Annotated in this window: 21 protein-coding genes; 3 read left to right on the forward strand and 18 right to left on the reverse strand. The window is 68.3% G+C overall.

The features are described from left to right. Positions 1–68 precede the first annotated feature (68 nt). The 8 genes from ASE88_RS09240 to ASE88_RS09275 form a co-directional block, all read right to left on the reverse strand. Positions 69–1,100: a sensor histidine kinase gene (locus tag ASE88_RS09240; RefSeq protein ID WP_082466426.1), complete on the reverse strand. Its 1,032-nt coding sequence runs from the start codon at positions 1,098–1,100 to the stop codon at positions 69–71. Continuing rightward, a complete protein-coding gene (locus tag ASE88_RS09245) occupies positions 1,097–1,537 on the reverse strand; it encodes a response regulator (protein WP_055874104.1) in 441 nt (146 codons plus the stop codon). Before ASE88_RS09245 ends, ASE88_RS09240 begins: the two co-directional genes overlap by 4 nt. Then, a complete protein-coding gene (locus ASE88_RS09250) occupies positions 1,534–3,042 on the reverse strand; it encodes a sensor histidine kinase (RefSeq protein WP_056477676.1) in 1,509 nt (502 codons plus the stop codon). Before ASE88_RS09250 ends, ASE88_RS09245 begins: the two co-directional genes overlap by 4 nt. 109 nt (positions 3,043–3,151) lie before the next feature. Next, positions 3,152–3,931, reverse strand: a complete 780-nt coding sequence (locus ASE88_RS09255; RefSeq protein ID WP_056479296.1) for an exonuclease domain-containing protein — start codon at positions 3,929–3,931, stop codon at positions 3,152–3,154. Between the two features lie 27 nt (positions 3,932–3,958). Continuing rightward, positions 3,959–4,408, reverse strand: a complete 450-nt coding sequence (locus ASE88_RS09260) for a PH domain-containing protein (protein ID WP_056477678.1) — start codon at positions 4,406–4,408, stop codon at positions 3,959–3,961. Between the two features lie 391 nt (positions 4,409–4,799). Next, positions 4,800–6,179 (reverse strand): phosphoglucomutase/phosphomannomutase PgmG, encoded by a 1,380-nt coding sequence (pgmG, locus tag ASE88_RS09265; protein ID WP_056477680.1) that lies wholly within the window; start codon positions 6,177–6,179, stop codon positions 4,800–4,802. A 111-nt stretch (positions 6,180–6,290) separates the two neighbouring features. Beyond that, positions 6,291–6,557 (reverse strand): DnaJ domain-containing protein, encoded by a 267-nt coding sequence (locus ASE88_RS09270; protein ID WP_056477682.1) that lies wholly within the window; start codon positions 6,555–6,557, stop codon positions 6,291–6,293. Then, positions 6,554–7,333, reverse strand: coding sequence for a division plane positioning ATPase MipZ (locus ASE88_RS09275; RefSeq protein WP_414893596.1), 780 nt, complete (start codon positions 7,331–7,333; stop codon positions 6,554–6,556). Before ASE88_RS09275 ends, ASE88_RS09270 begins: the two co-directional genes overlap by 4 nt. Positions 7,334–7,489: 156 nt before the next feature. Here ASE88_RS09275 and panC point away from each other — a divergent pair, with 156 nt between their 5' ends. Then, positions 7,490–8,329, forward strand: a complete 840-nt coding sequence (panC, locus tag ASE88_RS09280) for a pantoate--beta-alanine ligase (RefSeq protein WP_056477684.1) — start codon at positions 7,490–7,492, stop codon at positions 8,327–8,329. A gap of 78 nt (positions 8,330–8,407) precedes the next feature. Further along, on the forward strand, positions 8,408–8,704 hold the full coding sequence (locus ASE88_RS09285; protein ID WP_056477685.1) for a sel1 repeat family protein: 297 nt from the start codon (positions 8,408–8,410) through the stop codon (positions 8,702–8,704). A 115-nt stretch (positions 8,705–8,819) separates the two neighbouring features. On the opposite strand, the gene topA is transcribed toward ASE88_RS09285, so the two are convergent. Both topA and ASE88_RS09295 read right to left on the reverse strand, forming a co-directional pair. Beyond that, the gene (gene topA, locus ASE88_RS09290; RefSeq protein WP_056477688.1) at positions 8,820–11,426 is read right to left on the reverse strand and encodes a type I DNA topoisomerase; all 2,607 of its coding nucleotides are present in this window, start codon (positions 11,424–11,426) and stop codon (positions 8,820–8,822) included. Positions 11,427–11,662: 236 nt separating this feature from the next. After that, complete coding sequence (locus ASE88_RS09295) at positions 11,663–13,819, reverse strand: TonB-dependent siderophore receptor (RefSeq protein ID WP_056477690.1); 2,157 nt, start codon at positions 13,817–13,819, stop codon at positions 11,663–11,665. A 187-nt stretch (positions 13,820–14,006) separates the two neighbouring features. Here ASE88_RS09295 and ASE88_RS09300 point away from each other — a divergent pair, with 187 nt between their 5' ends. Further along, positions 14,007–14,378 carry a hypothetical protein gene (locus ASE88_RS09300; protein ID WP_156356992.1) on the forward strand — a complete coding sequence of 124 codons (372 nt, stop codon included), beginning with the start codon at positions 14,007–14,009 and terminating at the stop codon, positions 14,376–14,378. Positions 14,379–14,726: 348 nt separating this feature from the next. On the opposite strand, the gene ASE88_RS09305 is transcribed toward ASE88_RS09300, so the two are convergent. From ASE88_RS09305 to ASE88_RS09345, 8 genes are all read right to left on the reverse strand, one after another. After that, a complete protein-coding gene (locus ASE88_RS09305) occupies positions 14,727–16,373 on the reverse strand; it encodes a Na+/H+ antiporter (RefSeq protein ID WP_056477694.1) in 1,647 nt (548 codons plus the stop codon). A gap of 543 nt (positions 16,374–16,916) precedes the next feature. Then, complete coding sequence (locus tag ASE88_RS09315; protein ID WP_056477698.1) at positions 16,917–17,819, reverse strand: Gfo/Idh/MocA family protein; 903 nt, start codon at positions 17,817–17,819, stop codon at positions 16,917–16,919. A 13-nt stretch (positions 17,820–17,832) separates the two neighbouring features. Next, positions 17,833–18,132 (reverse strand): putative quinol monooxygenase, encoded by a 300-nt coding sequence (locus ASE88_RS09320; RefSeq protein WP_055874071.1) that lies wholly within the window; start codon positions 18,130–18,132, stop codon positions 17,833–17,835. A 125-nt stretch (positions 18,133–18,257) separates the two neighbouring features. Then, positions 18,258–19,967: an N-acetylglucosamine-specific PTS transporter subunit IIBC gene (gene nagE, locus ASE88_RS09325; RefSeq protein WP_056477700.1), complete on the reverse strand. Its 1,710-nt coding sequence runs from the start codon at positions 19,965–19,967 to the stop codon at positions 18,258–18,260. Continuing rightward, positions 19,964–22,561, reverse strand: coding sequence for a phosphoenolpyruvate--protein phosphotransferase (ptsP, locus tag ASE88_RS09330; RefSeq protein ID WP_056477702.1), 2,598 nt, complete (start codon positions 22,559–22,561; stop codon positions 19,964–19,966). Before ptsP ends, nagE begins: the two co-directional genes overlap by 4 nt. Before the next feature lies 1 nt (position 22,562). Beyond that, the gene (nagA, locus tag ASE88_RS09335; RefSeq protein ID WP_056479302.1) at positions 22,563–23,714 is read right to left on the reverse strand and encodes an N-acetylglucosamine-6-phosphate deacetylase; all 1,152 of its coding nucleotides are present in this window, start codon (positions 23,712–23,714) and stop codon (positions 22,563–22,565) included. An 11-nt stretch (positions 23,715–23,725) separates the two neighbouring features. Continuing rightward, a complete protein-coding gene (locus tag ASE88_RS09340; RefSeq protein WP_056479305.1) occupies positions 23,726–24,733 on the reverse strand; it encodes an SIS domain-containing protein in 1,008 nt (335 codons plus the stop codon). An 85-nt stretch (positions 24,734–24,818) separates the two neighbouring features. After that, complete coding sequence (locus tag ASE88_RS09345; protein ID WP_056477704.1) at positions 24,819–25,556, reverse strand: GntR family transcriptional regulator; 738 nt, start codon at positions 25,554–25,556, stop codon at positions 24,819–24,821. Positions 25,557–25,611 lie beyond the last annotated feature (55 nt).

The raw sequence follows: 25,611 nt of genomic DNA on the forward strand, positions 1-25,611 counted from the left end.
CGTGTCCTCCCCCTCCGTCGCATGCGGCGCCACCTCCCCCTGGCGGGGGAGGATCGGGTTGAGCGTCTCTACCGGACCGCGGCGCGCAGCGTGGCGCGGACGCCGGTGTGGGTCGGGTCGTATTCGACGATCGTCTGCAGGCTCTGCGCCATCGCGCGGATCAGTTTCGTGCCTAGACCTGTCCCGCGCGGCACCGCGTCTTCCGGAATGCCGCAGCCATCGTCCTCGACCGCAAGCAGGACGATGTCGTCGTCGATCCGGCGCAGCACGACGCGGACTTCGCCGCCGCTGGTGGGATAGGCATATTTGCACGCGTTGGTGACGAGTTCGGTGACGATCACGCCGAGCGACACCGCGCGGTCGGTCGGCAGCCGGATCGGCTCGGCGACCAGAGTCAGCGCGCGCGGGAGCGCGTCGGTCGACCAGGTCTCGGCGAGTTCGTCGACCAGCGCGCCGAGATATTCCTGCATGTCGACATTCTCGACATCGTTGCTCGTGTAGAGCCGCCGGTGGACCTGCGCGATCGCCTGGATGCGGCGCTGCGTATCCTCCAGCGCCTCGCGCGCGGACGGGTCGGTAAGCGCGGTCGCCTGCAGGCGGACCATCGCCGAGACGAGCTGCAGCGAGTTGGCGACGCGGTGGTTCACCTCGCCGAGCAGCGCCTCGAGCCGCGCGTTGCTGGCGCGCAGATCGGCTTCGACGGACGTCTTCTCCTGTTCGAGCAGCGCGCGCGCGCGCACCTGTGCGAACGAGGCGTCGAGCAGGTCGAAGAAATCCTCGCCCACCGTCTTCACGACATAGTCCGCCGCGCCCGCCTTCAGCGCGGCGACCGCGATGCGGCCTTCCTCGGACCCCGTGACGTACACGACCGGGGGCGGATCGGGCAGCCGGCGCAGCGCCTCGAGCGTTTCGAGCCCGTCCATGCCGGGCATGTAGTGATCGACCGCGATCAGGTCGAACCGCTCGGCCGCCGCCTTGACCACGCCTTCCGCGCCGGTCTCGGCGACGGTCATGCGGTAGCCGCGGCGTTCGAGCGCACGCGCCGCCAGCCGCCGGATCCCGGCGTCGTCGTCGATGTAGAGGACGCTCGGCCCGCTCACTCGGCGTCGGGAACCTGGATCACCGACAGGAACAGCCCGAGCTGGCGGATCGCCTGCGCGAAGCTCTCATAGTTGACCGGCTTGGTGATGTAGACGTTGCAGCCCAGATCGTAGCAGCGCTCGATCTCGATCTTGTCGTCGGTGGTCGTCAGCACGACGACGGGCGTGCGGCGCAGCGGGCTGTTCTCCGCCTTGATCCGCGCGAGGATGTCGGTCCCGCTCATGTCGGGCAGGTTGAGATCGAGCAGGATCATCGCCGGGCCGCTCTTGGCGGGCCCGTCGACCGCATTGAACAGGAAGTCGAGCGCGCTCGTGCCGTCGGTGAAGTGCTTGATGTCGTTCAGGATGCCTGCGCGACGGATGTTCTTCTCGATCAGCCGGGCATGGCCTTCGTCGTCCTCGATCATGACGATCCCGACGGTCTGGTGCTGGTTCATGGCGTGCTATCCTGAATCGTCATGGCGCTGGGAAGGTTGAGGCGGAAGGTGGCGCCGTCGCCGAGCGTCGACTGCACGTCGATCGTGCCGCCCAGACGATAGGCCAGCGCGCGGACATGCGCGAGGCCTATCCCTTCGCCGGGCTGATCCTGCGGCCCCGAGCGGCGGAACAGGTCGAACACGCGCTGATGATCGCGCACATCGATACCGCGGCCATTGTCGATCACCGACAGGATGACGCGGCTGCGCTCGTTGTGGCCGCACACGACGATCTCGCCGGGACGGCCGGGCTTCAGATATTTGGTCGCGTTCTCGATCAGGTTCGACAGGATCTGTTCGAGCGCCAGCCGATCGGTGACGACCGCGGGCATCGGCCGCTCGACGCGGACGACCGCACCGCGATCGTCGACGATGTGCTGCATCGAGCCGATGATCGTGTCGACCAATTGCGCGGGGTCGATATGCTCGGGCGCGATCGTCCGACGCCCCTCGCGCGACAGCTTGAGGATGGCGTTGATCAGCCGGTCCATCTTCTGCGTCGAGGTGCGGATGAAGCCGATCGCCTCGGGCAGGTCCTCGCGCGCGGCCAGCATGGCGTCCTGCGTCAGGATATGCGGCGCTTCGGCCTCGACACGATCGATCAACTCGGCGAGCGGTCCGGCGGCGGTGGCGAGTTCGGCAGTGAAGCCCATGACGTTTACGAGCGGCGAGCGCAGATCGTGGCTGACGATATAGGCGAAGCGCTGAATTTCCTCGTTCGCGCGGCTGAGATCGGCGGTGCGAGTCGCGACCTGATCCTCGAGCGTCTCGTTCAGATCGCGCAGGCTGTCGCGCGAGCCGGCCAGATCGGTGGTGTAGCGGCGGATCACGAGGATCGCGAGGATCGCGACGATCAGGAGCAGTGCGGCGGCGAGCCCGGCCACCGAGAGGAACAGCGCGCTGCTGGTCTGCTGGCGGCCGGTGCGGATCGCGAGCAGGCGGACCTCGTCGGCGGCCATCGCCTGGAGCCGGTAACGGATGCTGCGCATCAGCGGCACGCTGGCGTCGACCGCGAACCGGCGCTGCGCCTCGGCGATCCGGCCCGATGCGACCAGCGCCACCGATTCGGTTCGCAGCGCGCGCAACTGGACGAAGCTTGCCTCGATCCGGTCTATCCGGGCGATCTGCGCGGCATTGTCGCGCGTGAGATGGCGGATCGTGCGGATCGACGGGACGATATTGCCCGCGGTCCGCGCATAGGCGGTCGCGAACAACGGCTTGCCCGCGAGCATATAGCCGCGCCGTGCGGTCTCGGATTGCTCCATCTCGATCTGGAGTGTCGCGATCGCCTGGCGGACGTCCTGCGTGTGGAGGATATCGGCGGTGTAGGTGCGGTTGCGGACCGTGATCCAGCCGATCGCGACCGCGGCGGCGGCGAGCGCGATGAAACCGAGCGTCATGAACGCGACGAGCCAGCGAGCGACACGCCCCTCGGACGAAGGCAATTGCAGGCGTACGCTGACCATAGGGTGCCGATCTACGGTAAGGCCGGTCGTTACGCCAGCGATACTGCCCTGACGCAGAGCAAGGGTGGTGACACCCACCATTCTACCCCTGGCGGGGCAGGACAGGCAGCTACAGCAACAGGTCCTGCGCGCTGGCCTTGCCGACGCGGCCGCCACCGCTGCGGCGGTCCATCTCGTGGTTGGCGGTGAAGCGGATATCGGGATCGCGGTCGGTCATGAACGCCATCAGCGTCTCGTGATCGAGCTCGGACCATTCCTTGCCGCGATCGGGGCCATAGCGGACGCGCGGGATCAGCCCCGGATCGCGCGACCATTCGAGCAGCTGCGCCAGACTTGCCTCGTTGAGCATGTCGCGCAGATGGAACGCGGTGACATACGCGTCGGGAAAAGCCCGGTGCGCGGGCAGGCCGCGTTCGTGCTCCATGCCGTGGGGTTTGCGCCAGTAGCGCAGCACCTGGTTCGAGAAGCTCGGGCTGTCGGGCCATAGCCGCAGCGCGCATTTCCACGTGCAGATCCACTCGGCGTCGCGGGTCAGCGCGGGGGTGCAGAATTTCTGCTCGAAATCGGCGCGGTGCGCGGCGAGCGCGAGGCGGCGCGGCCACGGATCGAGCACCTGGCGCGCGCAGTCGTGCCACCACGGCGCGTCGGCGACATGCTCGTCGAGGATATGGTGGATCGCCTGCGTGATCGGCGGGATCAGCCGGCCGGGATTGACGAGCAGGCTGCCGCCTTCGCCGTAAATCTCCCAGCGGCCATCCTCGCCGAGCGCGACGTCCTGCCAGCCGATCTCGCAGACGCCGTGCGCGGGCGGGGCCGAGCCGGTGGTCTCCAGGTCGACGACCCGGATCATCTGCGGTTGCTGCTTGGGCTTGGGATAGGGGGGCGCCATGCCCGCCATGTGGGGACAAAAGCGCGCTTAATCCAGCGCGTATGTATCCTCGACGTCGAGTTCGCGGACGCCGCGACGCTGGCGGGCGCAGTCGACGAGCGTGCGCAGGCCCTCGCGGCGATCGCGCGCCATCGGGATGTCGCGGAGCGTGAATTCGCCGCCGTTCGTGGTGCGGTCGCTCGAGGTGAGCGTGATCGTGCCGATGTCGGTCATCTGGTTGAGCAGCGAATAGCCGAGCCGGACGTCCTTGATCCGGTAGAGCTCGACCTCGTCGATCGTCTTGAACAGGATGCCGCGTTTGATGATCAGCCGCTGGTCGGTGATCTCGTACGCCGCGCTGCGGTTCCTGAGCCAGCGGACGCCGATCAGGACGAAGCCGATTCCGACCAGGCAGGTGACCAGCGTTCCCCAGCCGGCAAAGCTGCCGAGCAGCCAGCGGCGCGTGCTGGACCGGAATTCATCGACTGGGCGCTCCACGGGAGACTCCTTGGGGGTGGTGGCCGAACGGTAGGCGAGGGGGATGGCGTGTCAATCATGTGTCGTCGCCGCCTCAAGTCCTGCGAACATCCCCCGCATTGTCGTCATACCCGCGTTGTCGTCATCCCCGCGAAGGCGGGGATCCATATTCCCCGGACGATTGCGATTCTGTGGCGAGGCCAGCTATTATGGGTTCCCGCCTCCGCGGGAATGACGAGGAGACTGCACGTCACGGCGCACCGCGGGGTGTCCGTCCGGTTCTGCGGCACCCCATCCAACTGCACCCCCCCGGCGAAGGCCGGGGTCCAATTGGGTGACGTTGCTAACCGATGTCGGCGCTTCGTTAATTCCACCGTTCCACTTGGGCCCCGGCCTTCGCCGGGGTGGCGTTCTAGGTGGGCCGCCCGGTGCGGATCACACCACTCGCCGCCAGCTGCGCATCGACCTCGGCCAGCAACGCCGCGAGCGCCGCCTGATCCTTCGCCTCCGCCCGGACGGTCAGCATCGCCTGCGTGTTCGACGCACGCAGCAGCCACCAGCCGTCGGCGGTCGTCACGCGCGCACCATCGGTGAGGATCACGTCCGCGCCTTCGGCCTCCAGTCGCGCGATCACCGCGTCGACGACGACGAATTTCCGCGCGTCCTCGACCGGGAAGCGCAGGTCGGGCGTCGCCACCAGCGCGGGCATAGCGTCGCACAGCGCGGTCAGCGAACGGCCGGACAGGTGTACCGCGCGGATCAGCCGTACCGCGGCGTAATGCGCGTCGTCGAAGCCGTAATAGTCGCCCGCGAAGAACAGGTGACCGCTCAGTTCTCCCCCGAGCGGCGCACCCGTGCGCGCCATCGCCTGCTTCATCAGGCTGTGCCCGGTCGCCGCCATGACCGGCTCTCCGCCCAGCTCTACGATCCGGTCGAACAGCGCCTGGCTCGACTTCACGTCGGCGACGATCGGTGCGCCGGGATGGTCGCGGAGTGCAGGTTCGACCAGAATGGAGAGAATCTGATCGCCCCAGATCACGCGTCCCCGCCCGTCGACCGCGCCGATCCGATCGCCGTCGCCGTCGAAGGCCAGTCCGAAATCGAGATTCTTCGCCGCGACCAGCCGTTTGAGATCGGCAAGGTTGGCTTCTTCGGTAGGATCGGGATGATGGTTTGGAAAATTGCCGTCGACATCGGCGAAGATCACATGATGCTCACCCGGCAGCAGCTCGACGAGCTTCTCGATCACCGGGCCGGCGGCGCCGTTGCCGGTGTCCCAGCCGATCCGGTACGCGCCCCCCGCAAAGCCCGCCATCAACCGACCGACATAGGCGTCGAGCACGTCCGCGGTCGTGACCTCGCCCGCGCCTTCGCTCCAGGCGCCCGAGGCGGCGAGCGTCGCGAGGTCCTGGATGGCGTCGCCGAAAAATGGCGCGTGCGCGTGCACCATCTTGAAGCCGTTATACTCGGGGGGATTGTGGCTGCCGGTTACCTGGATGCCGCCATCCACCTCTAGCGTGGCCTCGGCGTAATAGAGCATCGGCGAGGTGCTGAGGCCGATGCGGACGACGTCGACGCCCCCGGCTGTCAGGCCGGAAACGAGTGCGGCTTCGAGTTCGGGGGAGGACAGGCGGCCGTCATAGCCGACGACGACGCGCGTGCCGCCGGCCTCGCGGATACGGGTGGCGAAGCCGCGGCCGATCGCGACGGCGTCGGCGGGGCCGAGCGCGGTGCCCACGATCCCGCGGATGTCGTATTCGCGGAGCGAGGTCGGATCGAACTGATGGGTCATGGGCTCTCTCCGATTACGTCTCACTGCTGTGCCCCCGCGAAAGCGGGGGTCCAGGAGCCAAGAGCGATAGCGTTTTGCGACCTTGGGCTCCTGCGTTCGCAGGAGAACGGGTTAGCGCGCGCGCTTTAGCAGCAGGTCGCGCGCGGCGTTCACCCGGCGGGTCAGGTCGGTCGAGCCGCCACGGTCCGGATGCACCGAGGCGATCAGCCGCCGGTGCGCGCTGCGGATCGCGTCCACGTCTGCGGTGCGGTCGAGGCCGAGGATCGAACGCGCCTCGGTTTCGTCCGCCACCACGGCCCGTTCAGATTTGGACGTCGGCTTGGGCCGTAGATAATGCCAGGCCAGCCAGATGAAGACGGCGGCGACGATCCACTTCACGCAGCGACGCCGGGCATCGACGGCTGCTCCCCGACGACCTCGGGCAGCTGCAGCGCCGCCATCATCTCGCGCAGTTCCTGGCGGGCGGCGACGTGGGCGAGGCCCATGCTGCCAAACGCCTTCGCATCGATCATCGTCAGCCCGGCGGGGAACATCTCGCGGTAGATGACGCGCTCGCCGAGCCCCGGGATGATCCGGAAGCCGACGCGCTTGGCCAGTTGCGCCAGCGCATCCGACACGCGGCGCATGTTGCGCGCTTCGATATGCTGGAGGCGGTTGCGCAGCACGACCCAGTCGATCGTCGTGCCATCGGCGCGCGCGCGCTGCTTGCGCGCATCCCAGATGAGCTCGGAATAGAAGCTGGGGCGGGTGACGTGATACGTCTCGGGATCGACCTGTCCGATCAGGTCGAAGTCGACGAAGCTGTCGTTCATCGGCGTGACGAGCGTGTTCGACAGCGCCGCCGCGGTGCGCGCGAACGGATCGTCGCGGCCGGGGGTGTCGACGATCAGGAAGTCCGAGCCCTCGCACAGGGAATGCCAGAGATCCTCGAACTGGTCCTCGCTCTGTTGCGACAGCGTCGCGTGGCGCGGCATCGGCAGCACCGAGCCGTTGCGCTTCATCGTTTCGGCGCGGTTGTCGAGATAGCGGCCGACGGTGCGCTGGCGATGGTCGAGATCGAGACACGCGACGCGCGCGCCCTTGGCGGCGAGCGCGATCGCGACATGGACCGCGGTCGTCGACTTGCCCGTCCCGCCCTTTTCGTTGGCAAACACGATCACGTGCGTCGACGCTGCCGCTGGCAGAGGGGCGGCAACAGGCGTAGAAGCGGGGGTCTGTTCGGGGCCCGTGGCCAACGCGCGTTTCCTTATTGATCGTAACTGTCACCCTTCATAGAAGCCGCGACCGCACTTATCGAGTAGGAGTTTCACGTGGACATCGTCCGGGACCTGAATGCGTTGCGCGACAGCGTCGCCGCCTTTCGTGCGGGCGGCCAGCGTGTCGCGCTCGTCCCGACGATGGGGGCGCTCCACGCGGGCCATGTCGCGCTGATCGAGGCGGCGAAGCGGCCCGGGACGAAAGTGGTCGCGTCGATCTTCGTGAACCCCAAGCAGTTTGGGGCGAACGAGGATCTGTCGCGCTATCCGCGGCGCGAGATGGCCGATATCCGGATGCTCACCGAGGCCGGATGCGACCTGCTCTGGCTGCCGTCGGTCGAGGCGATGTATCCCGACGGGTTCGCGACGACGGTTCGCGTCTCGGGTGTCAGCGACGGATTCGACGGTACCGCGCGCCCCGGCCATTTCGACGGCGTCGCGACGGTCGTGTCGAAGCTGTTCAACCAGGTCGGCCCCGACGCGGCATATTTTGGTGAAAAGGATTACCAGCAGCTCGCGGTCGTCCGGCGGTTCGTCGCCGATCTCGACTTCGCGATCGACATCGTCGGCGTGCCGACGCAGCGCGACGATGACGGCTTGGCGATGTCGTCGCGCAACATCTATCTCGATGACGAGCAGCGCAAACAGGCGGTGGCCCTGCCGCGCGCGCTGGGTGTGGCCGCTCGAGCGATCGCGAAGGGCGAGGACGTCGAGTCGGTGCTCGACGATGCGCGGACGACGCTCGTCGGCGCGGGGTTCACGATCGATTACGTCGCGCTGGCGGATGCCGAGACGCTGGCGGATAACCCCGCCGCCGATCGTCCGCGGCGGTTGCTCGCGGCGGCGCGGATGGGCGCCACGCGGTTGATCGATAACATCGCGATAGAGTTGTAAAGAACGCCTGTTAACCCATTAACCATTTCGTAGCCCGAATCACGGCAGTCTATCCTCAAGAACATTGGGGGCAAGACCATGGGCATCAGTCTGAAGAACGCGAATAGTACGATCCAACGCCGTCTGGCCGATGCCGCGCGCGGCGACGGTCGGGCGTGCTACGAACTCGGGATGGTGTATTCGACGGGAACGTCGGGCGTCGTCCTCGACCTGATCGAGGCGCACAAGTGGTTCAACCTCGCGGCGGTGTCGGGGAACGTCGCCGCGCAGGAATGCCGCGCGGAAATCGCCGAGGACATGACGCCGCGCGAAATCTCGGTGGCGCAGCGCGCCGCACGGGACTGGATGCAGCTGACGCAACGCCGCGCGGCGTAAGCTGAAGGCTCCCCTTCCGCTTGCGGGAGGGGTTGGGGGAGGGGATCACCGCGAACGTCGCGTTCGTGGGGTATTTCGATCCCTCCCCTAGCCCCTCCCGCAAGCGGGAGGGGAATTAGGCTTCCTCTTTCTTCTTTGGCGCGGCTTTCTTGGCGGGGGCCTTTTTCGCCGGAGCCTTCTTTGCAGGAGCCTTCGCCTCGGCCGCAGCCGCCTTCGCCGGGGCCTTCTTCGCCGCAGGCTTCTTGGCCGGCGCCTTCTTCTTCTTCGTCGCCGGCGCCGCCGCCGCGCGCGCGTCGATCAGCGACGCGGCTTCTTCCAGCGTCAGCTGGTCCTTCTCGATCGACTTTGGCAACGTCGCGTTGGTCGTGCCGTCGGTGACGTACGCCCCGTAGCGCCCCTCCATCAGCTTGATCTCCGCCTCGGTCCGCGGATGGTTGCCCAGCACCTTCAGCGGCGCCTGCGCGCCACGCGCGGTGCGTCCGCCGCCGGCCGCCGCTTCGGCGAGCTTCACCACGGCGGCGTTCATCCCCGTCTCGAACACGTCGGCGGTCGAGGTCAGCCGCGCATATTTGCCCGCATGCTTCAAATACGGACCATAGCGCCCGATCGCCGCGGTGATCGGCTCGCCGGTTTCGGGATGCGTGCCGACGGTGCGTGGCAGCGACAGCAGTTTGAGCGCCCATTCGAGATCGAGCTCGCCGATATCCTTCGGGATCGACGCCATCTTCCGCGTCTCGCCCTCGCCGATCTGGATATAGGGGCCGAAGCGTCCCGACTTGCGCTCGACCGGCAGGTTGGTGTCCGGATCGACGCCAAGCGTCGACGGGCCGGTATCGGCTTCCGCCTCGCCGCCGGGTTGCGCGAACCGGCGCGTGTACTTGCACTCGGGATAGTTCGAGCACGCGATGAACGCGCCGAACTTGCCGCCGCGCAGCGCGAGCTGGCCCTCGCCGCAATTCGGGCAGAGGCGCGGATCGCCGCCGTCCGCCTTGGCGGGGAAGAGGTAGGGCGCGAGGAAGGTGTCGAGCTCGGCGGTGATCGCGCTGGGCTGCTGTTCCATCACCTCGTTGGTGCGCGGCTTGAAATCGCGCCAGAACGCGTCGAGCACCGACTGCCACTGCGCGCGGCCGCCCGAGACGTCGTCGAGTTCCTCCTCGAGCTCGGCGGTATAGTCGTAACCGACATATTTCTCGAAGAAGCGTTCGAGGAACGCCGTCACCAGCCGCCCGCTCTCCTCGGCGAAGAAGCGGTTCTTCTCGATCCGGACGTAGGCGCGGTCCTTCAGCGTCTTGATGATCGACGCGTAGGTGGACGGGCGGCCGATGCCGAGCTCCTCCATCCGCTTGACGAGGCTGGCTTCCGAGAAGCGCGGCGGCGGCTGCGTGAAGTGCTGCTCGGCGTCGACCTTCTTCTTGGCGGGGGCATCGCCCTCCTTCATCCGCGGCAGGCGGCGGGCGTCCTCGTCGGCGGAGTCGTCCGACCCTTCCTCGTACAGCGCGAGATAGCCGGGGAAGAGCACGACCTGACCGGTGGCGCGCAGGATGTTGCGCCCCGTACCGTCGGCCATCTCGACCGTGGTGCGCTCCATCCGTGCCGACGCCATCTGACTGGCGAGCGCGCGCTTGAAGATCAGGTCGTAGAGGCGCGCATGATCGCCGCCGCCGGCCTTGTCCTTGCCGAAATCGGTCGGGCGGATCGCCTCATGCGCTTCCTGCGCATTCTTCGCCTTCGACTGGTACTGGCGCGGCTTGTCGGGGACGTAGCTCGCGTCGAAGCGGTTCGCGACCGCGAGGCGTGCGGCGCTGATCGCGCTGCCGTCCATCTGGACGCCGTCGGTACGCATATAGGTGATCGCGCCGTCCTCGTAGAGGCCTTGCGCGATCCGCATCGTGTGATCGGCGGAGAAGCCGAGCTTCCGCGATGCCTCCTGCTGCAAGGTCGAGGTGGTGAACGGCGGCGGCGGGTTGCGCGTGGCGGGCTTGGTCTCGACCGTCTGGACCGAGAAATTGCCGTCGAGCACCGCCTGCTTGGCGCGCAGCGCGTCGCCTTCGTTGCCGATCGACAGGCGGTCGAGCTTGTTGCCCTCGAACTGAGTCAGCCGCGCCTGGAACGCGGTGCCGTCATGCTCCATCTCGGCCGTCACCGACCAATATTCCTGCGGCTTGAACACGTCGATCTCGCGCTCGCGCTGGACGATCAGGCGCAGCGAGACGGACTGCACGCGGCCGGCGGACTTGGCGCCGGGCAGCTTGCGCCACAGCACCGGCGAGAGCGTGAAGCCGACGAGGTAATCGAGCGCACGGCGGGCGCGGTACGCGTCGATCAGATCGTCGTCGAGCTCGCGCGGGTTCTTCATCGCCTCGGTGACGGTGGCCTTGGTGATCGCGTTGAAGGTGACGCGCTCGACCTCCTTGGGCAGCGCTTTGCGCGCCCGCAAAACCTCGCGGACGTGCCACGAAATCGCCTCGCCCTCGCGATCCGGATCGGTCGCGAGGATCAGGCGGTCGGCGAGCTTGGCGAGATCGGTGATCGCCTTGAGCTGCTTCGACTTGTCGGCGTAATTTTCCCACGTCATCGCGTACTGGTCGTCGGGATCCACCGAGCCGTCCTTGGGCGGCAGGTCGCGGACATGGCCGTAGCTGGCCAGCACGCGATAGTCGCTGCCGAGATACTTCTCGATGGTTTTGGCCTTGGCGGGCGATTCGACGATGACAAGCTGCATGGGGAAACCGGGGTCCTTACGTGTACGCGTACGAGGGTGACGGCGTCGGGGTGGCCGCGTCAACCCGGGGTGAGCCCGGAATGACGTGCCCCAAGTGCCGTCGCGGCAGCCGGTTTTCCAGAGGGCGGCAGCCTGGCGCCCCCTGAATTTACCGCACGCATCGGCAAACGCGGCACTTTCTGGCAGCGATCCTCCCTCGGCCGGGAGAGGATCGCACACGCACAGTGTAAGGAATCTTAGAAGCGATAGCCGATCGTCGCCTGGACGGTGCGGCGGTTGCCGTACCAGCACCAGTTATAGTTGGCGAAGCACGACGTCAGATACTTCTTGTCGAAGATGTTGGCGCCGTTGACCGCCAGGCTCAGCCCGCGCAGCGACGGCGCGAGCTTTTCCAGGTCGTAGCGGACCAGCGCGTCATAGACCGTGTAGGACGGGCTGTTGCGACCCTGCGTCTCGCCCGGCGAGACGCCGGCATAGACCTGGTCGACATGCCGCACCGCGCCGCCGATCGTCAGCCCTGCGAGCGCGCCGTCCGGCGCCGCCCAGTCCAGCCCGAGCGACGCGCCGCCACGGCCGACGGTCTCCAGACCCCGGCCGACGCGAGCCGGGTTGTCGGCGTCCTCGGTGACCTTGACGCGCTGGCGGCTGAACGCGCCGCGGGCAGCGAAGCCGTAAGGCAGCGGTGCGCTACCCTCGAACTCAACGCCCTGCGAACGCACGCCACCGGTCTGCCGCGATCGCGAGAAGTTCGGCGTCGAGGTAAGCACGTTGGTCTGTTCGATCCGGAACCACGCGCCCGACAGCAGGATCTGCGTCCCCGGTACCGTGAACTTGGCGCCCGCTTCGAGCTGTTTGCCAAGCGATGGGTCGGCGAGACCCGGCGATCCGTCGCTGCGTTCGATCAGGCTGGGCTGCTGTTCGAACGACGTCGAATAGCTGACATACGGGGCCAACCCGAACGGCAGCGTGTAGAGCGCGGCGGCGCGATAGGTGAACTTCTCATCGGGCTTCACGCCGAAGCCCACCTGCTCGGAGCGCGCCCAGTCCTGCCGTCCGCTCAGCACCACGCGAAGGTCGCCCAGCGACATCTGATCCTGTGCGTAGAGGCCTTGCTGACGTTGCCGTATGTTCGTCGGATTTTGACCGCCGATCTGCTCCGGCGCGGTGGGGACCGTCGTCGTCCCATAGACCGGGGCAAAGCCGTTGAGCGACGGCGCGACGCCGAACGCCACGACTTGGGCCGAGTGCGCGACCTGGCGATCGACGCCGAAGAGAAGCGTGTGCTTGATCGGCCCGGTCTGGACCGTGCCGCTCAGCTGGTTGTCGAACGTCCAGTTGTTGAGCTGTTCGCGCGACGCATAGGAGGCGCGCGAGAAGGTCTGGCCGCTCGGATCGCTCGGATCGAGCCCGCCTGCGGTATAGATCAGCCCCAGATTGGCCTTCACATATTGATAGCGGCCCGACGAGCGGAACGCCCAGCCGCCGCCCAACTCATGGCGGAAGATGTAGGTGAGCGCGGCCTGGTCGCGGCTGAACCGGTTGCCTGCTTCGCCCCCGTCGAAGCTGGTCGGCAGCTTGCCGTTGGGGTTTGCGAGCAGCGTGCCACTGGCCGGAAACACGCCGTAATCGCCGTTATACGGATCGTGCGAATAGGCGCCGAGCAGCGTGAAGCTGGTCGAGCTGCCCGCGCCCGCGGTCACCGCGGCCGAGATCGTCTGGCGTTCGCGCTTGCCGAACTTCTGCTGCGTGTCCGCGCCGTTCGCGCTGCCGTTGATCCGCCATAGCACGCCCTCGCCGGCGCGCCCGCCGAGATCGGCATCGACGCGGTAGAGATCGTAATTGCCATAGGTCCCGCTGATCGCGCCGTACAACGCCTGATCGAGCGGGAGCTTGCTCGATTCGGCGACGAGGCCGCCCGGGCTCGACTGGCCGTACAGCACCGATGCGGGCCCCTTGATGACCTCGATCCGGTCGAGCCGCGAGACGTCGACCTGCGGCACCGCATAGCCCGATGCGCTGCCGAACTGTTTCAGGCCGTCGAGATACACCGGCGCATCGAACCCGCGCAGCTTGAACTGGTCGTACACTTCCGCGCTTGCGCCGCGCGTCTCGGGGGTGACGCCAGCCACGAAGCGCAGCGCCTGGTTGAGGTTCTGCAGGCTGCGACCCGCGATATCGTCGCTCGTGATGACGCTGATCGACTGCGGGGTCTCGGCCAGCGGCGTGTCCGTCTTGGTGCCCGACGACGCCTGGTTGCGCGCATGTTGGCCGGTGACGACGACGATCCCGGTGTCGAGGCTGGCGGCGGGCGCCGCAGGCGCGGTCTGTGCCAGCCCGGGGGCGGCGGTCGCTGCCGAAGCTAGCAGGACGGCTATGCCGAAACGTCGTGTCATGGGATCCCTTTCGTAATGCAGGCCGGCTACCGTTCTTGATAACTATTATCAATAGCGAATATCGCGATCGCGGTCCGCGGAGGCCTGCTGTGATATCCGGGCATCAGTGCGGACCGCTTCGCCGCCCCCGGGTTGCATCGCGGGCGCTTCCGCAGCACCGCGCGGGATCAGTGACGATCGACGGGATATGAGGCAGGTCATGAACGGACGGGATTTGGCGGTGGAGATCGCGACGGCAGGCGACGCGGCATGGTTCGCCAACGCGTCGACGCGTCGCTTGCGGATCCGCAACATGGTGCCGGGCGAGTTCGCCGACGTCGCGGGTCCGGCGCCGGTCGGCATGGCGTGGCGGACGATCGTGCTGGAGGCGCAACCGGGTGCGCGCAGCCGTCAGGCGATCGCGCTGCCGATCGCCACCGCGCTCGAGACGTTCGACGACGAGGCGCTATTCGCGCTGTTCCTCCAGGTCGCCCCGGCGGGCGCGCGCGACGTGATCGCCCGGCTGCGAAAGCTCAAGATGCCCGCACCGGCTGACGCGCAGACACCAGCGAAGAACTGAAGGCTCCGTTCTTCGCAGCGTCTCCGCGGCAGTAAGCCTGCGGTGCTGGACATGTTTCGGACACATATCGGACCAAGCGAGCCTGACGCGTGACGGACCGTGCTTCCGCTCCGGGGATCTGATGCTAGCTTATAGTTAGTGATGCGCGCTTCATGGCGCTGCGTCCTTGGCGCCCCGCCCGGATACGAGAGTGTCGCACGGACGGGCGGGGCGCCATCGTTCACCAATAATTCACCAGGGTCCGGCAAAGCGGTTCGCAGAGGATTCGCCTAGTAACGCGTACCTTCTGCGCTCCGCCGGTTTCAGTCACACGGACAGGCGGAGCGCAAAACCTCTGTTTCTTCGGTGCTACGCAAGCCCTTGGCGCGACAGACGCGCGTCGATCAGGTCGAGCTCGCGGCCGAGCTGCTCCGCCAGCGTCACGCCGATTTCCCGCCGCCGCGCCAGATCGAAGATCGCATTGCGCTCGGCACGGACCGCGGCCAGCCGCATGTCGCGCTCGATCGGCGCATCCGCTTGGCCGGTACGGTCCTCGGGCAACGTCGCCAGGCTGTCGATCCGCTCGCGATACTGGTCCATCAGCCGCGCGGCGATGTCGGTGAAGCGATCCGGATCGTCGCGCCCGTCCGCCATCTGGTGCTGGACACGATCGAGTTCGGCGATCGCCGCCTTGGCGGAGACCAGCCGGGCCCGGTCGCGCGCCGCCGCGATGCCTTCGTCGGGCGGCAGGTTCAATCCGCGCAGCAGCAGCGGCAGCGCCACCGCGGCGATCACGAGCGACGACAGGATCACGCCCGACGCCAGGAAGATTACCAGATCGCGCGCCGGGAACGGCGTCCCGTCGTTCAGCGTGAGCGGCAGCGTCAGCGCACCTGCCAGCGTGATCGCACCGCGTGCGCCCGCCGCCGACATCGCCGCGATGATCCGGCGCGGCGGGCTGACCGCGGCGTCATCGTGCCGCCGCGCGCGCAGCAGCGTCAACTGCATCGACACCCACACCCATCCGAAGCGCAGCACCGCGAGGCCGAGCACGACGGCGAAGACATAGATCGCCAGCCACCAGGGGCTGACGTGGCCGGTCGTGGTGACCGTATCGCGCGCGCGCACGAACACCTCGGGCAATTGCTCGCCGAGCAGCACAAAGATCACGCCGTTGAGCGTGAATTGCAGCATGTCCCACACCGCGCGGCGGCGGATCCGCGTCCCTGCCGCGACGCTGGTGGTGGCACCGGTAAAGGTCATCGCGATCCCCGCGGCGGCGGCGGCCAGGACACCCGATGCATGGACATGTTCCGCCGCGAGATAGGCAGCGAACGGGATCAGCAGGCTGACCAGGATGTTCGAGCCGGTCTCGTCGCCGAACCGGCGCGCGAACGCGGCCTTGCTCGCGACGATCGCCCAGGTGATGCCGACGCCGATCGCGACCCCCGCCAGCGCCATCCACGCAAAGGTCAGCGTCGCCTCGCCGAGCGAGAAGCCGCCGGTCAGCACCGCGGCAATCGCGAATCGCACGCAGACCAGCCCCGACGCATCGTTCAGCAACGCCTCGCCCTCCAGGATGTGCATCATCCGCTTCGGGATCGGCGCCTTCTGCGCGACCGCGGACACCGCGATCGGATCGGTCGGCGAGACGACCGCCGCCAATGCGAACGCGACGCCCAGCGGCATCGTCGGGATCAGCCAGTGGATGAACACGCCCATGCCGAGCACGGTCAGGAAGACGAGCCCGAGCGCCAGCCCGAGCACCGCGCCGCGATCGCGGAACAGCTCGTCCTTGGGGATCCGCCAGCCGTCGAGGAACAGCAGCGGCGGCACGAGCAGCAGGAAAAACAATTCGGGGTCGAGCTCGACGCGGACATGCGCGACCATACCGACCAAAGCCCCCAGCGCGATCTGAACGAGCGGCCGCGGCAACGCCGACGGCAGCATCCGCGACGCCATCCCGCTGATGACGACGGCGAGCAACAGGAACAGGCACAGGGTAACGATCTGCAAAACGGAAGGCCCTCGGTTGATGTCGAGGCGCCCCTATACACGGATTGTCGTCTTTTGGGGGATCGTCCGGTCGGCGCTTCGGTTCGTGTTTCGCCCATGGCCGGACGTTCATGGTCGAACTGTCATCCCCCGAAACTAGACGTTGATTGGTCCGCTTGGTCGTGGGAGGATGCGGCATGGGGCGTTCGATTATTGCTGCACTCGCAATGATAACGGCACCAGCCTTGCTACTGGTTTTCGCTGCCCACACGGGCCTGTTCTCACATCGGTCTGTGGCTCTCGCCTACATCATGCTTTTTCTAGCATGGCTTATAGGGATGGGAGCTATTCGGATGGCCGGATGGTCGCACCGGGTCACCGCTGGGATGATGGTCGCTTACACCATCGTCGCTATTCCTGCGTTGCCATTCGCCGGGCTTCTCGCAGTTTGCTCCACTGGTGACTGTATCTAAGTCTAAGTCCGCTTTGCCGCTGCGTTCGCCTCAAAGCGGCCAGTCCGTTTACCTCTCCAAACCCGGAAAGTACGTGGGAGACCGGTTGCTCCTAACGCTCGACCGCCTCCGCGTGGCGGACGATGTCTTCGCAGAGGCGGTGGGTGGCGAGGATGTCTTCGGCGGCAGTCGGGCGGGCTTCGCGGACGCCGGCGAGGAAGTCGGCGCACATCGCGTCGAAGCCGCGTTGGCGCGTGACCGGGGTCCAGTCGCCGCGACGGGCGCGCGTGTCGGTGCCGGCCTGGTCGCGCGTTTCGGCAAGGTTGAGGACCGAGCGGCGGCGGCCCGCGGCGATGACGTCGAGCCGTTCCTCGTCGAGCCCGGAGTCGCGCTGCATCGTGCCGATCGCGTGATGGCCCTCGCCCGCGAGCGTCAGCGTGATCCCGTTGAGCAGGCCGTCGCGGACGATCGTCTCGATCTGCGTCCGGGCGATCGGTCCGGGGGCGAGGAATCGCAGCGTGTCGACGACGTGGATGAAGTCGTCGAACACGACGCGGCGCGGGGTGTCGGGCTGCGCGTGGCGATGCTTCTGCATCAGCATGAACGCGCGGGGGCCGCTGCGCAGCGCGGCATAATCGGGGGCGAAGCGGCGGTTGAAGCCGATGGCGAGCAGGCGGCGCTGGCGCTGCGCGAGATCGACCAGCCGTGCGGCCGCGTCGAACGTATCCGCAAGCGGCTTGTCGACCAGCACGGCGGCACCGTGGGCAAGCAGCGTCTCGACCATCTCCGGGTGGGCTGGCGTCGCCGAATGGACGAACGCGGCATCGAAGCGCGCCGCGGACAGCGCCGAGTCGAGACGGTCGTGGAGATGCGTGATCCGGTACGTCGCGCCCAGCGCGGCGAGCACCGCGCGATCGCGCGTGACCAGATGGAGCTCGATCCCCGGCGTCGCGGCCAGCACCGGGAAATAGGCCTTGCGCGCAATGTCGCCGAGCCCCGCCATGATCACGCGCATCGCGCCGTGCCGGTTATTCGGCGACGTCGATCGCGTGGGTCTGGATGATCACGGGGCGCGCGGCGGCGAGATCGCGCGCGGCCAGCCCAAACGCCTTGAAATGGTCCGATGCCATGTGCTGCTGGACCGCGGCGTCGTCGGCATAGAGCTCGTTGAACACGAAGCGGCGCTCGCCATCGGCCTCGCGCCACAAATCGTAGTGCAGCACGCCGGGCTCGGCGCGCGATGCGGCGACGCAAATGCGCGCGGCGTCGACAAACGCGTCCTCGCTGCCGGGCTTCACGGTGACGAAGGCGATGATCTTGACGGACATGGGGCATCCTTCTTTTTGGTGTTGCCGCGTTCTGGCGCGGGACGCCCCGCACGACAAGCCTCGTCGCGACGTGCTGCCTGCTTGCCCCGCCGTCCCCGACCATCGTCCGGGATGGCGGAGATGCGTTATGCCGTCGGTGCGGCGACCAGCGTCGCTTCGCGCGCCATCAGCAGATGCAGCAGGCCGGGGGCGGGGCGCGCGATCGCGTGGACGCCGAGCGCTTCGAGCGCAGTTGCCGACGCGCGGTCGGTGTCCTTGAGGCGGATGCGCAGGCGCGTGCCATGCTGCGTCGCCGCCTCGACATTGTCCGCGCCGCCCAGCGCGGCCAGAGTCGCCGGTGTGAGGCGGATGTCGGCAACCTCGGGCAGCGGAGCGACCGCCGCAGGCGCGACGCCACCCGCCGCGATCGCGTCGCGGATCTCGACCGCGACCGAATCCGCGATCGGACCGAGCACGATCTGCAGGGCATTGGCCGAGGGCCGGATCAGGCCGCGCGCGCCGAGCGCCTTCAGCCGTGCCTCGTCGACTGCCCCCTGGTCCGCGACAATCAGCCGCAGCCGCGTCGTGCATGCGCCGACGCTGGTCAGGTTGGCGGCGCCGCCGAGCGCCTCGGCAAACGCGGCGCCGCGTTCGCTCTTGGCGACCGCCACCGCCGCTACCGGCGCATCGCGCTCGCGACCCGGGGTCGGGAGGTCGAGGCGCTTGATGACGGTGCGGAACAGCACATAGTAGATCGCGGCATAGGCGAGGCCGACCGGGAGCAGCAGCAGCGGCTTGGTCGCCTTGCCGTAGTTCAGCACGTAGTCGAACAGCCCGGCGGAGAAGCCGAAGCCGAGCTTGACGCCCAGCGCGTTCATCAGCGCCATCGACACGCCCGTCAGCACCGCGTGGATTGCGTAGAGCACCGGCGCCAGGAACATGAAGCTGAACTCGATCGGCTCTGTCACGCCGGTGAGTGCCGACGTCAGCGCGAGGCTGAGCAGCATGCCGCCGACCGCTTTCCGGCGTTCGGGCAGCGCCGCATGGTACATGGCAAGGCACGCGGCGGGCAAGCCGAACATCATCACCGGGAAGAACCCGGCCATGAAGCCGCCGGCCTCCGGGTCGCCCGCGAAGAAGCGCCGCAGATCGCCGGTCGTGCCGTGGTAATCGCCCGCGACGAACCAGACGATGTTGTTGAGCAGGTGATGCAGCCCGGTGACGAGCAGCAGCCGGTTGAGCAACCCGAACGCGAACAGGCCGAACCCGCCCGCACCGCTGATCCCGTAGCTCAGCCCGTCGATACCCGTGCTCAGCGCGCCGAAGCCGAGGCCGACTACCACCCCGAGCGCGAGTCCCGCGAGACCGCTGACGATCGGCACGAACCGGCGCCCGCCGAAGAAGGCGAGATACTCGGGGAGCGCGATGGCGGAGAATCGGTTGTAGAAACTCCCACCGATCAGGCCGGACAGGATGCCGATCGGCACGTCGAGCCGCGCGATCGCCTTGGCCTTCCACGCCGCGGTGGCGAGCGCGATCGTGTCGCCGGTCAGGCCCTTCAGCGCGTCGGCAGGCACGGTCATCAATGCCTGCGCGCCCTGCGTGGTGACGAGGTAGCAGACCACGCCCGCGAGACACGCCGCGCCGTTGCCGTCGCGCGCGAAGCCGGTCGCGACGCCGATCGCGAACAACAGGCCGAGATGCGAGAAGATCGCGTCACCCGCCGCGCTGAGCACCGCGATGTCGAGCAGGTCGGGTTGGCCGAGACGCAGTAGCAGGCCCGCGACGGGGAGCACCGCGATCGGCAGCATGAGCGCGCGGCCGAGCGGCTGGAGGGCTTCGAGCAGCGACTTCATGGGCGGAAACTCCGGGCGAGCGTTCGCACGTCCGCGGCTGAGATACAGGACATCGCCGCCGCGGCATGCGCGCGGCAGGCGTCGATCGTGAGCGTCGCGACCAGCGCCTTGATCTCGGGCACCAGCGCGGGCGCGGACGACAATTCGGTGACGCCGAGCCCGATCAGGATCGGCACCGCGAGCGGATCGGAGGCGAGCCCACCGCACACGCCGGTCCATTTGCCGTGGACCGCGCCGCCTTCGCAGGTCCGCGCGATCAGCCGCAGCACCGCGGGGTGGAGCCCGTCGAGGTCGCTGGCGACCGCCGGATTGCCGCGGTCCATCGCGAGCGCGTACTGGGTCAGGTCGTTGGTGCCGATCGAGAGGAAGTCGGCTTCCTGTGCGAGCAGGTCGGCGGTGATTGCGGCGGCGGGCGTCTCGATCATGATGCCCAGCGCGACGTGATCGGTGTGGCCGATCGCGGCGGCGGCAGCGTCGAGCGCGGTGCGGACGGCGCGCAGCTCGGCGAGGCTGGCGATCATCGGCACCATGATGCGGCACTGGCCCGCGGGGCGGACCGCGAGGATCGCGCGCAACTGCGCGTCGAGCATCTCGGGGTGCGCGAGCCCGACGCGGATGCCGCGCAGGCCGAGTGCGGGGTTCTCCTCCGCGGCGATCGGCAGATAGGGCGCGGGCTTGTCGCCGCCGATGTCGAGCAGGCGGACTATCAGCGGGCGGCCGTCGAGCGTGGTGGCGATGCGCTGGTAGTCCGCGGTCTGTTCCTCGACGCTGGGTGCGCTGTCGCGCTCGAGGAACAGGAATTCGGTGCGGAGCAGCCCGCAGCCTTCGGCGCCGTTGCGGACCGCGGCCTCGGCATCGTCGGCCGAACCGAGATTGGCGAACGCCTCGATGCGGACGCCGTCCTGCGTGCGGCATTCGCGCGCGGCGTTGGCGAGCGCGGCGCGGCGGCGCTCGGTCTGTGCGTCGAACGCGGCCTGCGCGGTGGCGAGCGTCGCGGCGTCGGGTGCGACGTGGAGCAGGCCCGCGCCGGCGTCGAGGATCAGCGGCGTGCCGGCGGCGATCTCGGCGAGCGCTGGGCCCATCGCAACCAGCGCGGGGAGGCCCATCGTCGCGGCGAGGATCGCGACATGCGAGGTCGGCCCGCCGCGCTCGACGCAGAAGCCGACGATCGACGCGGTGTCGAGGCCGAGCAGATGCGAGGGGAGCAGGTCGTCCGCCAGCAGGATCGTGCCGGGGGGGAAGCTGAGGCGTTCGTCGAGGTCTTCGCCGGCGAGTGCGCGCAGCACCTGCCGCTCGAGGTCGAGCATGTCGTCGGCGCGCTCGGCGAGGCGTGCATCGCCGGTGGCGTGGAGCGCATCGGCCTGCGCGCGGATCGCGGTGCGCCAGGCATAGGCGGCGCTGTCGCCGCGGGCGATCGCCGCGTGTGCGTCGTCGGTGAGCGTCGGGTCGTCGAGCAGCGCGCTATGCGCGGTCAGGATCGCGCGCTCGGCGCCGATGGCGGTCGCCGATTTGGTGGCGAGCCGGTCTGCGACGGTGGCGAGCGCAGCGTCGAGCGCGGCGCGTTCAGTGGCGGCGTCGGCGCCTTCACGAACGACCGCGATCTCGGCGAGGCGGAAGAGTCCGGCCTGGCCGATCGCAATGCCGGGGGAGGCGGTGACGCCGGGGAGGCGGCCGTCGGCGGGGAGGGTCGTGGCCTGCTTTCTCGCTCCCTGTTCCCCCGCGAAGGCGGGGGCCCAGGACCCAGCAGCGCCGACGTCCGTGGCTTCTCGGCCCCCGCCTTCGCGGGGGAACACGGGGGCGGTTGGGGCGGATCCCGCCTTCTCGCCCATGCCGCCGAGAATCAGGTCGCCAATTGCCGCAAGCGCGTCGGCTGCGTCCGGGCCGGTGGCGGCGATCGTGATCTCGTCGCCGAGCTTTATGCCGAGCGCCATCAGCGCGACCGGGCTGCGGACGTTGCCGTCGGGCCGATCGGCCTCAACGAGGGCGTCCTTGGTGATCTTCACCTCGGACACGAATTTCCGTGCGATCTCGCCGATCCGCGCGGCTGGCCGCGCATGGATCCCTTGGACCAAAGGCACGACGATCGTGCGGCGGACGGTGTCGCCCTCGACGACCGACACATCGGCGGCACCGTCGCGCGGCTCAAGCGTCATCAGCGCCTCGCCGACGCCGACCAGTCTGTCGGTTTCGCTGCGAACGATCGTGAAGCGCTCGGGGTTGGTGACGATCACCGGGGTGATCACCGCGCGCGCTTCGCAGACCAGCAGGTCGAGATCGAAGCGGATCAGCGGGTCGCCGCGCTGGACGCTCGCGCCCTCGGCCACGCACGGGCTGAACCCGCGCCCGCCGAGCGCGACCGTGTCGAGCCCGATATGCATCAGGATCTCGGCGCCTTCGGGCGTGCGCAGCGTGATCGCGTGGCCGCTGGCATGGATGCTCAGCACGGTCGCGTCGCACGGTGCGTGCAGGCAGTCGCCGGTCGGGTCGACGGCGATCCCGTCGCCCATCATCCGTTCGGCGAAGACCGGGTCGGGGACCGCCTCGAGAGGCGATGCCCAGCCCTGGAGGGGCGACGTCAGGATGAGGGGTGTCATGCTAGATCCCGTCGGCAATCTTGAGGCCACCGATCCAGGTGCCCGCGGGCCTCAGACCGGCCGTGAGCGCGACCCAGTCCGCCCGAAGTCCGGACGCAAGCGCGCCGCGTTCGTGCGACAGGCCGAGGAATGCGGCAGGGTTGGTCGCCGCCATCGCCGCGGCGGTCGGCACGTCGGCATGCGTGCGGGCGACCAGGTTGCGGACCGCGCCGGCCATGTCGAGATCGGAGCCGGCCAGCGTCCCGTCCTCGCCGAAGCACTTGCCGTCCTCGACATGGATCAGGCGCCCCTGCAGGCGGAAATCCTTGTCGGCCGCGCCGACCGAGGGCATCGCATCGCTGACCAGCATCAGCCGGTCATGCGGGCGGGCGTTCAGCGCAAGCCGCAGCGCGGCGTCGTGGACGTGGAGACCGTCGGCGATCAGCCCGCAATAGACATGGCGATCGTCGAGCGCGGCACCGACGACACCGGGCGCGCGGTGGAGCAGCGGCGACATCGCGTTGAACAAGTGGGTCACGCCGGTCAGCCCGGCGCCGGCCGCCGCGACCATCGTCTCATAGTCCGCATCGGTATGCCCCGCACTGACGATCACGCCGCCCGCGACCAACCGTGCGATCGATGCCGGATCGGTCAGCTCGGGCGCCAGCGTCACCATCACGCGACCCTTGCGCGGACGGATCAGCAATTCGATCATCGCGTCGTCGAGCAGCCGGAACTTGGCCGGATCGTGGATGCCCTTGCGCGCCGGGTTGATCCACGGTCCCTCGATATGCGCACCGACGACGCCGGGCACGCCGGCCAGCATCGCGGCGTCCATCGCGTCGAGCGTCGCTTCGATCACGTCGGGCGTATCGCTGATCAGCGTCGGCATGAACGCGGTCGTGCCATAGGGCGCGTGCGCGGCGCCGATCGCGGCGATGCCCGCGACGGTCGGCTGGTCGTTGAGCAGGACGCCGCCGCCGCCATTGACCTGCGTGTCGATAAAGCCGGGGACGAGCCAGCCGCCGCCCAGGTCGACCGCGTCGGCGGGCGCGCGCTCGAGCGGGGTGATCATCGCGATCCGATCACCGACGACGCGGATCGTCGCGCCGTTCATCAGCCCGTCCGGCGTGACGACGCTGCCATTGACGACGTGAAACTGGGATTCGTTCATTTCGACGCCGCTCATACCGTCTTCGTGACCTTGCTGAGGTGGAGTGGCGCGTCGGGGTTGAGGCCGCGACGCAGCGAGAGGGCGTTGGCCATCCGGTAGAAGCTCTGGATCATCAGGATCGGCTCGATCGCCGGATGCGCGGTGTAGGCGGCCGGATCGGTGTCGCCGTTCACCTTTGCATCGGCAAGGCAGACGACTGCGCCGCGCGCGCGGAACTCGGCCGCGGCGTCGCGCACGCCGTCGCCCGCCATGTCGGACGTGGCGAACGCGATCACCGGGAAGCCGTCATTGACGATCGCCATCGGTCCGTGACGGACTTCGGCGGCGCTGAACGCCTCGGCGTGGAGCGCGCAGGTTTCCTTGAGCTTCAAGGCGGCTTCCTGCGCGATCCCGTAGCCATAGCCGCGGCCGATCACGAACAGGTTGTTGGCATCGGCCAGCGCGTCGACCACCGACGTCCAGTTCGCGCCGAAAGCGAGCGCGAGCATGTCGGGCAAGGTGTCGATCGCCTTGATCAGCAACTCGTTCTGCGACCAGGCCGCGGTCAGCGCGGCGAAGGCGGCGAGTGCGCAGATATAGGATTTGGTCGCCGCGACCGAGCGCTCGGGACCGGCCTTGAGCGCGATCACCGTGTCGGCCATCGCGGCGAGCGGCGAATCCTCGTCGTTGACGAACGCGACGACGTGCGCGCCCGCCGCCTGATAGGCCGACACGGTCGCGAGCAGATCGGGGCTGCGGCCGCTCTGCGACACCGCGATCACCAGCGCGGTGCCGGGCGCCATCGGCGCGGCATAGACCGACGATACCGACGGCGCGGCGGAGGCGACAGGGACGCCGAGCAGCGTCTCGATCAGATATTTGCCATAGGTCGCGGCGTGATCCGACGACCCGCGCGCGCAGGTGACGACGACCGCGGGCGGCGCGGCGCGCAGGCGCTCGCCGAGCGCGGCCAGCGCGTCGCGATTGGCGGCGAGCAGCCGGGCGACCGCATCGGCGGCCTCGGCGGCCTCGCTGAACATCAGTGTCTGCGGCAACGCCGCATTGCCGGTGGTATCGATAGTCTCGGTCACGGTAAGCCCCCCGGCCGGCGCCCGTGCGCCGGCGTCAGATGTCGTTCAGTTCGGCGACGAGGTCGTACGCGTCGCCACGGTAATAGGATTGGGTGAATTCGGCGGCCCGTCCGTCGCGCAGGAAGCCGCGGCGTTCGATGAACAGCCCCGCATGGCCCGCGTCGACGCCGAGCATCTTGGCATGCTCGGGGCTGAAATGCACCGCGCGCAGGCGTTGCAGCGCGCGCACCGGACGGTTGCCCGCGGCTTCGAGCGCCTCGTACAACGAGTCCTGCACGGCATCGATCGTCGGCAGGCAATAGCCCGCGATCGTCGAATATTCGAGTGCCATCGGCGTGTCGTCGGCGTAGCGGATCCGCTGGAACCGGTACACCGCCGAGCCCGGCGACAGACCGAGCGACAGCGATTCCTCCGGCGTCACCATGCCGATCGTGCGGCTGACCCACGCGCTGCTCGGCGTGCGACCGCGCGACTGCATGTCCTCCGAGAAGGACGACAATTTCGAAAAGCTCTTTTCGACGCGCGTCGCGACGAACGTGCCCGCGCCGCGCCGGCGAGTCAGCAGGCCCTCTTCGACCAGCCCGCCGATCGCCTTGCGGACGGTGATGCGCGACACGTCATACTCGATCGCAAGATCGCGTTCGGCGGGCAGCGCATCGTCCTTGGCCAGCACGTTGCGGTTGATCGCGTCGCGGATCAGCTGCTGGAGCTGGACGTACAACGGCGCAGGATTGCCATCCCGGAACCTGCCAATGCTCGTTGAAATGGACATGAAGGCAACTTTCGATGGTGCCGGTATGGATGCTGAGAGCATCGCGACAGGCAGC

It is taken from the genome of Sphingomonas sp. Leaf38 (genome assembly GCF_001421825.1).
Lineage (GTDB): Bacteria > Pseudomonadota > Alphaproteobacteria > Sphingomonadales > Sphingomonadaceae > Sphingomonas.